This is a genomic window from Rubritalea sp. (assembly GCF_039830215.1).
Taxonomy (GTDB): Bacteria; Verrucomicrobiota; Verrucomicrobiia; order Verrucomicrobiales; family Akkermansiaceae; genus Rubritalea.
In genome coordinates, this window is record NZ_JBDOPO010000070.1 from 1 (window position 1) to 8,284 (window position 8,284).

At 48.0% G+C, this 8,284-nt stretch carries 9 protein-coding genes and 1 tRNA gene; 8 read left to right on the top strand and 2 right to left on the bottom strand.

Annotated features, from left to right (window positions below; all coding sequences use genetic code 11):
- Positions 1-328 precede the first annotated feature (328 nt).
- Positions 329-601, top strand: coding sequence for a hypothetical protein (locus tag ABGY95_RS02110; RefSeq protein ID WP_347440029.1), 273 nt, complete (start codon positions 329-331; stop codon positions 599-601).
- 545 nt (positions 602-1,146) lie between these two features.
- The gene (locus ABGY95_RS02115) at positions 1,147-1,353 is read left to right on the top strand and encodes a hypothetical protein (protein ID WP_347440030.1); all 207 of its coding nucleotides are present in this window, start codon (positions 1,147-1,149) and stop codon (positions 1,351-1,353) included.
- 203 nt (positions 1,354-1,556) lie between these two features.
- Here ABGY95_RS02115 and ABGY95_RS02120 read toward each other — a convergent pair.
- Positions 1,557-1,628: transfer RNA gene (locus ABGY95_RS02120), tRNA-Arg, on the bottom strand.
- Positions 1,629-1,827: 199 nt separating this feature from the next.
- On the opposite strand from ABGY95_RS02120, the gene miaB reads away from it, so the two are divergent.
- Positions 1,828-3,180 carry a tRNA (N6-isopentenyl adenosine(37)-C2)-methylthiotransferase MiaB gene (miaB, locus tag ABGY95_RS02125; protein WP_347440031.1) on the top strand — a complete coding sequence of 451 codons (1,353 nt, stop codon included), beginning with the start codon at positions 1,828-1,830 and terminating at the stop codon, positions 3,178-3,180.
- A gap of 73 nt (positions 3,181-3,253) precedes the next feature.
- Here miaB and hpt read toward each other — a convergent pair whose 3' ends face one another.
- Positions 3,254-3,787, bottom strand: coding sequence for a hypoxanthine phosphoribosyltransferase (gene hpt / locus ABGY95_RS02130; RefSeq protein ID WP_347440032.1), 534 nt, complete (start codon positions 3,785-3,787; stop codon positions 3,254-3,256).
- A 128-nt stretch (positions 3,788-3,915) separates the two neighbouring features.
- Between hpt and ABGY95_RS02135 the strand changes: the two genes are divergently transcribed.
- From ABGY95_RS02135 to ABGY95_RS02155, 5 genes are all read left to right on the top strand, one after another.
- Entirely contained in the window at positions 3,916-4,320 is a 405-nt protein-coding gene (locus ABGY95_RS02135) for a transcriptional repressor (RefSeq protein WP_347440033.1), read from the top strand.
- An 85-nt stretch (positions 4,321-4,405) separates the two neighbouring features.
- A complete protein-coding gene (gene sufC / locus ABGY95_RS02140) occupies positions 4,406-5,155 on the top strand; it encodes a Fe-S cluster assembly ATPase SufC (RefSeq protein ID WP_347440034.1) in 750 nt (249 codons plus the stop codon).
- A gap of 34 nt (positions 5,156-5,189) precedes the next feature.
- Positions 5,190-5,606, top strand: coding sequence for a four helix bundle protein (locus ABGY95_RS02145; RefSeq protein ID WP_347440035.1), 417 nt, complete (start codon positions 5,190-5,192; stop codon positions 5,604-5,606).
- A gap of 60 nt (positions 5,607-5,666) precedes the next feature.
- Positions 5,667-7,112, top strand: a complete 1,446-nt coding sequence (sufB, locus tag ABGY95_RS02150; RefSeq protein ID WP_347440036.1) for a Fe-S cluster assembly protein SufB — start codon at positions 5,667-5,669, stop codon at positions 7,110-7,112.
- A 121-nt stretch (positions 7,113-7,233) separates the two neighbouring features.
- A partial coding sequence (locus ABGY95_RS02155) for a SufD family Fe-S cluster assembly protein (protein WP_347440037.1) occupies positions 7,234-8,284 on the top strand: 1,051 nt, incomplete at its 3' end.

Consider the following 8,284-nt stretch of genomic DNA (forward strand, 5'->3'; position numbering starts at 1 on the left):
GTTCGTCCATTGGTCGGTGCTTTTGTGTTTGCTCCTTAAGTAACTGATCTGGGCGACCCTCTTGCAAGAGGTCGAGGCGTTTTGAGTTTTTACAGACGTTTTTTACACTACCGGGGAGGTCTTGCGAACCAACGAGTGCAAGCATCAGATAGACCCCACACTGTAGTCTCTATCGTATTGATGGCGAACATTGGCCACGTCTAGTATCGCTGATGGCCATTCATAAAACGATCACACGAGAACAGCCCTACGAAGACATATGGGTAAAACCTGCAGTAACTATCGCCTAGGAGTATGTATCGCCTAGGAGTATGCATTATCCTGATCTATGATAGCGCGGATTCGCACCAAACTAAATGTCCCTCGTTCACCACGAGGCTATTGGGCTAAAAAGGCAAATGGTCATAAGATGGGCCGCAAACCTAGACTGCTGAAAGCGACTGGAGATCACCTTCTCGAGTGGCGGGTAGGCGATCAACCTAAACTACAAACACAAAGAAATCCTACCCTCCAAGCAAGTGAGGTCAGTCAGAAAAAAAGACCAGAAAAGGAGCATCGGATGATTAAGGCTGTTCGTATTGCGCTTCGAGGTGAGAAATGAGGTAGAGATGGCTTGATCATCCCCAAATGGAGCTGGAAGCACCTTTCATTAGAAACATCCGAAGCTCAGCTAGAAAGAGCCCTATTATTGTTAAACCCATTTCTTTAAGTCTGCGAGGAAACTGGTGTTGAGGTTCACTGTCCTATCCAGGTAAACCCTAAGACAGAACCAGAGTATTACGAAAATTGAACATCGGGCGCGGTTCAGCTTTGCTGGGAAGATGCAAAACTACATTTGTCGATCAGGGAGACCAAGACACGTTACACGAAAAAATCAGAATACAGTTGGGACAGCTACACCCATTCACAAAGAGGCTTACTTGAAATCAAAGTCGGGAGCATCAAAAAGCGTGACGCCAAGATTTCCAAACTCGAATCTTTCATTGCAACTCTTGCTGAAACGGCAATTAAGCAAATGAAGGACGCCAAGGCTCTTAAGCTCGCAAGGGAAGAAAAAAAGAGAAGATATGCGTTCATTTCTGAGTACCTAGATGCTCGAAACAAACAAAAACGGCTCGAAAAAAAGCAACATAAGTCATTGTTGGAATGCCAGCAAGTTATAAATACGTCACGGAGCTACGCGAGTATATCCAGATGTGTGAGCAACAAGCTTCTCGACTGAAGTCTGAAGGCTACAATATTACAGAGGACGACTTTCTGCAAATCCAGTGGATGAAAGCTCGTCTAGAAATGATCGATCCATTCCTAGGCGCGGGAATTCCATTGAAGCATATTTCATATTTCAGTAGCTAAAGGGATCGAGCCTGAAGATTATTACTGGTAATCAAGTAAGTAAGGGCTCGGCCGATCAAAATAGGGTGAAAATAATTACACAGATTTTACACAGATTCTCGACCGAATTGGTGCGAAAACGGATGTATTTGGCCGAATGTCGCATTTAGTCAACATCTCATTGCATCACGAAACACCTTATATAATATAAGGAAACCAACAAATACCCTGACCGGGAGTCGAACCCAGATCTAAGCTTTAGGAGAGCCTTGTTCTATCCATTGAACTACCAGGGCATTGGTTGCTGGGATTGCGGTGCAAACCTAGACAAGGATGATAGTGATGACAAGCCTTCAATCGTCTTGCAATCCGTATAATCCGAGCTATGACGTCGAGCTCGATCAGCGTATTTCACGATGGAATGCGCTATCCCATTTACCCTAAAAGGATAGCAAACAGATGCCGAACGTATTTATCAAGACTTACGGATGACAAATGAACGAACGTGATTCTGAGCAGGTTGCTCGGATGTTTACTGAAGGTGGATACACGGTCACCAAAGACGAGTTCGATGCGGATGCTATTCTTGTGAATACTTGTTCGGTCCGAGATCAAGCGGAGCAAAAGGCGCTGGGAAAAATGGGCCACATGGGTGCCCACCGTCAGCGCAAGCCACACGTGGTTTACGGCTTCATGGGCTGCATGGCTCAGTCGCGCGGATCCGAGCTATTTCAAAATGTCCCCCACCTCGATGTGGTGGTTGGTACCCAGAAGTACCACAAGGTCTTTGAGTATGTGGATGGGATTCTTAAATCTCGCCTTGAGCGCCGGATGGACGACCTCAAGCTCACTTACAAAGGCGATAACATCTGCGACATCGAAGAGGAAAAGGATTCGCAAAACACGATCAAGGATCACGTCAATACGACGACTGATCCGACAGCTTTCGTCTCTATTATGCAGGGGTGCAATATGAAATGCTCCTACTGCATCGTTCCCGACACCCGAGGCCGCGAGCGTGGTCGCCCGATTGCTGATATTGTTAAAGAATGTGAGACCCTGGCCGAGCGCGGCGTGAAGGAAGTCACATTGCTTGGTCAGATCGTCAACCTCTACGGCCGTACTGAATTTCCAAAGGTCGATGGTAAGTCTCCATTCGTCCAACTCCTTGAGGCTGTTCACGAGATTGATGGCATCAAGCGCATCCGTTTCACCTCCCCTCACCCTATTGGCTTTCGCGATGATTTGATCGCGGCCTACGGCTACTTACCCAAGCTTTGCTCCCATATTCATTTCCCTATGCAAAGCGGTAGTGACCGAGTGCTGAAGCAAATGCGTCGCCCGTATAAGAATGCTAAGTTTATCGATATCATCGAAAAGATCAAAGCGGTGCGTCCAGACATGTCGGTCACCACGGATGTGATCGTTGGATTTCCGAGTGAGACTGACGAGGAATTCCAGGAGACTTACGACACGATGAAGCATCTCGCATTCGACAATGCTTTTGTCTACCGCTACTCAGAGCGTCGCAACACACCTGCTGCCGAGAGACTGGATCAAATCCCTGAACCGATCAAAGAGAAGCGCAACCAAATCCTGCTAGCATTGGTCGATGAAGTTGCTCAGCGCACCAACCACGCGCTGGTAGGAACTATCCAAGAAGTGCTCTGTACTGGACCGTCTAAAAACAACCCAGACACGCTCAACTCGCGTACTGGACAAAACAAGATTGTCATCGTTGAGGGCAACGCAGACCGACTCGTCGGCAAGATCTTCAAAACAAAGATCGATGCCTGTACTGGCTTCACGCTCTACGGAACTCCAATCATCGATTCGATAGAAGATTAGCCCCCCCAATTAACCATTGAAGTAAGGCTCAATCCATTAATGGTTTGGGCCTTATTTGTCATTATTCTCTATACTAAATACTCTCCTGCTTCATCACGCCAACATAAGGAAGGTTTCGATAACGGCCTTGATAATCGAGCCCATAGCCGATGACAAATTCGTCGTCAATATCGAAGGCTTTGAAGTCAGCCTCACACATTCCAGCGCGTTCTTTTCGCTTATTCAAAAGCACACAGCTACGCACTTCGGATGCCCCGAGTTCGAGTAAAGCATCTGAGACCGCACACATTGTCAGTCCGGTGTCGAGAATGTCATCCATAATGAGAACCTTTTTGCCCTCAACCTCGGGCATTTTCCTATCGAGGAACTCCACCTTGCCACTGGTTTTGATATTTCCATGGTAACTAGAGATATTGAGGCACTCCACCGTCATCGTCACTGGGAGCCTCCTGCACATGTCGGCGGCAAAAACTAAGGCTCCTTTAAGCAATATGACCACCACTAGTCCGTCACTGGCAAATTCCGCCATCAAGTTTTTAGCGACACAATCGAGCCTCTCTCGGATCTCTTCTCCATTAATCAGTATACGTTCAACGTCTCGATGCATGGATAAGTCATAAATAATTCAGTGAGTTGAAGCAACAAACAATGGTATTTCCTTTCCTTTATTAAGACTTAGAATTATTCTAATTAAGACTTGATCCATTCCGATACTTAGCTAGTTTACCCACGCCTATGAGCACACCAGCAGACACACTCAATATTCCAGGCTTACGTATGACTAAACAACGTAAGGATGTGTACCGCGTGCTCACAGAATCGCGTGACCACCCGACCGCTTCCGAAGTCTACGATCGGGTGAAGCACAGCACACCTGGCATCTCACTTGCTACGATTTATAATTGCCTAGAGACTCTAGTGGAACACAAGGCTGTGAAGCAGGTGAATTTCGACCGCGAATCTTCTCGCTATTGTCCAAATCTAAGTGAACACGGGCACTTCCACGACGAGAAAACTGGCGTAATCCACGACATCAATTTCAAAAAAGGTGTACAACTCAGCGACTTTCTGGACATCCCGGAGAACGCTGACATTTCAAGTCTTGAAATAACCCTCCGTGGCACACTCCCTAAGACCTAAAGATTTCCCCTACTCAAACTACTTTCGCGGTTTCGACCGTGCTTATACATTTAACACAACCCCAACAACAGAACACACTACAGTCATGTCTATCATTATTAAAGACCTTCACGCAAAGATCGCTGACACCGAGATCCTTAAGGGCCTTAACCTCGAAATCCCTACGGGCGAAGTCCATGCTATCATGGGGCCAAACGGTGCAGGCAAGTCCACTCTTTCTAAAATTATAGCAGGTCACGACGACTATGAAGTGACTGCAGGAACTATCACTATGGATGGTGTTGACGTTCTTGAGCTCAGTGTGGATGAGCGTTCCCGCGCTGGTATTTTCCTCGCGTTCCAGTACCCAATGGAAATCCCAGGTGTATCCAATGCTAACTTCATCCGTGCAGCACTCTCCGCTCGTCTTCCAGATGGTGAGGAACTTGACGCTGTTGCCTACTACAAGGACCTCTACTCAAAGATGGATGCGCTCGACATGGACCGAAAGTTCACTTCACGCGCCGTGAACGAAGGTTTCTCTGGTGGTGAGAAGAAGCGCAACGAGATCCTCCAGATGATGATGCTCGATCCACGCTACTGCATACTCGACGAGACTGACTCCGGCCTCGACATCGATGCCCTCAAAATCGTTTCTGAAGGAGTAAACATGCTCCGCAGTGCAAACCGCGGCTTCCTCGTGATCACCCACTACCAGCGGCTTCTCAACTACATCAAGCCAGACGTCGTGCACGTTCTCGCGGACGGCCAAATCGTCAAGAGCGGCGGCCCTGAGCTTGCTCTCGAGCTAGAAGAAAAAGGCTACGACTACCTTACGAAGCCGGTTACTGCGTAACTCGACTTCGTATTTGAGATTTGAAATTAGTAATTTGAAATCACCAATGACCTACGAGCAATTTGAAGATCTACCAGTCTGGCAAGAAGCTATTCGCTTAGCTGAAGGCGTAGACGACCTTCTTAGCTCGATGAACAATAACCAACTCAGCTTTAGCAAAAGAGATCAGATTGAGCGCTGCTCGCTCTCCGTCTCAAATAACATCGCTGAAGGTTTTGAGCGAGGCAGCACGCGTGATTTGCTCAGATTCATCTACATTGCTCGGGGATCAGCAGCAGAAACTAGATCGATGCTCATTCTATTTGAGCGTCGACCTCATCTCTCAGATTTCAAATCTCAAATAGTGCACCTCAAAGAACTGAGCCTGAGCTGTAGCAAGCAACTCAGAGCATGGGCAGCCCATTTACAGAATTCAGATATCAAAGGACAACGACACCCCAATTCCAAATAATTGGTCGCAGCCCACTAGCAATCTCAAATCACAAATCACACATTTCAAATCACCAAGATTATGGACATTTCAGACACAACAATTGCTCCTGAGATTGATCAGGACACACAAGCCGCGATCGATGTCGATCGCGCCACGGGCGACTTCCGTTTCCCTGAGAACCACAAGTTCGACGCAGGTTACGGTCTCAATGCCGACACCGTTCGCTACATCTCGGACGTCAAAAAAGAAAAAGACTGGATCCTCGAATTTCGCCTCAAGGCTCTCGAGGTATTTGAATCAAAGGCAATGCCCACCAACTGGGCAACAGACGACCTTAACAACATCGACTTCGACGCCATCCGCTACTACCTTTCAGACGGTGAGCGCCCGAAACGTAGCTGGGACGATGTCCCTGACGACATCAAAGAAACATTTGAGCGTCTCGGTATCCCCGAGCAGGAACGTGCATTCCTCGCAGGTGTAGAAGCTCAGTTCGACTCAGAGGCAGCATACTCAAACGTCAAAGAAGCTCTGAGCAAGGAAGGTGTCATCTTCGTTAACTCTACTGAAGGTCTGCGTGAACACGAAGAGATATTCCGTCCATACTTCGGCAAGGTAATCCCAACGGGTGACAACAAGTTCTCAGCACTCAACTCCGCAGTATTCTCCGGTGGTTCATTCATCTATGTACCAAAAGGCGTAAAGCTCAAGCAACCCCTTCAAGCATACTTCCGTATCAACTCCGAAAACTTCGGTCAGTTTGAGCGTACGCTCATCATCGCTGACGAAGGATCTGAAATCATGTACATGGAAGGTTGTACTGCCCCTAAATTCGAGACCGCGACGCTTCACTCAGCTGTGGTTGAGCTGGTTGCTCTCAAGGGTGCTAAGATTCAGTACGTGACAGTTCAGAATTGGTCATCCAACGTATTCAACCTCGTGACCAAGCGTGGTATCGCGCACGAAGATGCAGAAATCCGCTGGATTGACTGTAACATAGGTTCACGCCTCACTATGAAATACCCTGGTGTTGTGATGAAAGGCGAAGGCGCGCGTGGTGAGGTGATCTCCATCGCACTCGCTAACGATGGCCAGCTTCAAGACACTGGTGCTAAGATGATCCACGCGGCAGACAACACCACATCTAACGTGGTTTCTAAGTCTATCTCCGTCGGAAAAGGCAACTCTACTTACCGTGGCCAGGTGCATATTCCTAAGCACCTAAAGGGTTGTAAGAACAACACTGAGTGTGACGCGCTCCTTATCAATAGCCACTCACGCACTGACACCTACCCAGCTATCACAGTTCGCGGGAACCAGCACGTGACTCAGCACGAGGCTTCAGTCTCTCAGGTTTCTGAGGACATGCTTTTCTACATGCAGCAGCGTGGACTTAACGAAGGGCAAGCAATGTCGCTCGCTGTCAACGGATTTATCAACGAGCTCGTCCGCGAGTTCCCAATGGAATACTCAGTAGAGCTCAAGCGCCTCATCGACCTAGAAATGGAAGGCAGTGTCGGATAAATCCGGCAATTAAGAATTAACAATTAGGAATTAAGAATTGCGATTAGGCTGGAGCCAAACTCTTTACAGCACCGCTGCCAGTCGTCTTCACACTTCACACTTCACACTTAATACTCACTTAATGACTACTTTAGAATTACCCAGCATCACGGCTGAACAGCCAGGCACACTCGCTGATGCACCACAATGGTTCACCGACGCACAAAACGCGGCTTGGCAGACCTACCTCGACACTCCAGCTCCGTCCCGCAAGATGGAAACATGGCGTTTCGGAGAGCTCAAGCAGCTCGACTTCAGCAGCTTCACTCCAGCAGCATTTGCTGAATCCGAAAATATCGACATTTCCATCTCTGGGCTCGACGAAACATCAGCTCAATTCATTTTTGCCAATGATTCGCTAGCTCACGCAGAAGCGGACCTTCCCGATGGTGTTATTTGTTTACCACTTGAAGACGCACTTCAACAGCACTCTGAACTTGTTCAAAAACACTTCATGAAGGGTGAGTCAAAGCTCGGCTCAGCAAAGTTTGCTGCCCTGCATCAAGCGCATCTCACTAACGGCCTCTTTGTCTACATTCCTAAAGGCGTGGAAGTCGACAAGCCAATCGAAGTGTACCACATTCTTGCTGGTGATCAGTTAGCAATCTTCCCACACACTCTCATTGTTACTGAAGACAACGCTAAGGTGACAGTGGTAGATTACTTCAAGAGCGCTAGTGACGGTGCTGGTCTCTGTATCGCTATGAACGACCTAGTTGCAGGGGCTGGTTCACTGCTCAACTATTCAGCGATTCAGGACTTCAACCTTAGCTCAAAGATCATACAGATCAATAATACCTCTGCTGAGCGCGATTCAAATGCAAAGGCATTCACCCTCAACGTAGGTAGTGCATGGGCACGCAACGAGTCACTCTCATTACTCCGTGGCAAGGGAGCCAACTCTGACATGCTTTCACTGAACATCCCAGCGGGTGAGCAGAAGTTCGACCAACGTACATTCCAGCACCACGCTGCAGCACACACATTCAGTGACCTGCTTTATAAGAACACTCTCTACGGCAACGCCAAAACAGTCTTCTCTGGCCTTATCACTGTCGACCCTAGCGCGCACTTCACAGATGCTTACCAGACTTGCCGCAACTTGATGATGGACGCCACCACCGAGGCAAACT

Coding starts and splice junctions, on each gene's coding strand:
- ABGY95_RS02110 (WP_347440029.1), top strand. CDS start 329: ATGATAGCGCGGATTCGCACCAAACTAAATGTCCCTCGTTCACCACGA.
- ABGY95_RS02115 (WP_347440030.1), top strand. CDS start 1,147: ATGCCAGCAAGTTATAAATACGTCACGGAGCTACGCGAGTATATCCAG.
- miaB (WP_347440031.1), top strand. CDS start 1,828: ATGAACGAACGTGATTCTGAGCAGGTTGCTCGGATGTTTACTGAAGGT.
- hpt (WP_347440032.1), bottom strand. CDS start 3,787: ATGCATCGAGACGTTGAACGTATACTGATTAATGGAGAAGAGATCCGA.
- ABGY95_RS02135 (WP_347440033.1), top strand. CDS start 3,916: ATGAGCACACCAGCAGACACACTCAATATTCCAGGCTTACGTATGACT.
- sufC (WP_347440034.1), top strand. CDS start 4,406: ATGTCTATCATTATTAAAGACCTTCACGCAAAGATCGCTGACACCGAG.
- sufB (WP_347440036.1), top strand. CDS start 5,667: ATGGACATTTCAGACACAACAATTGCTCCTGAGATTGATCAGGACACA.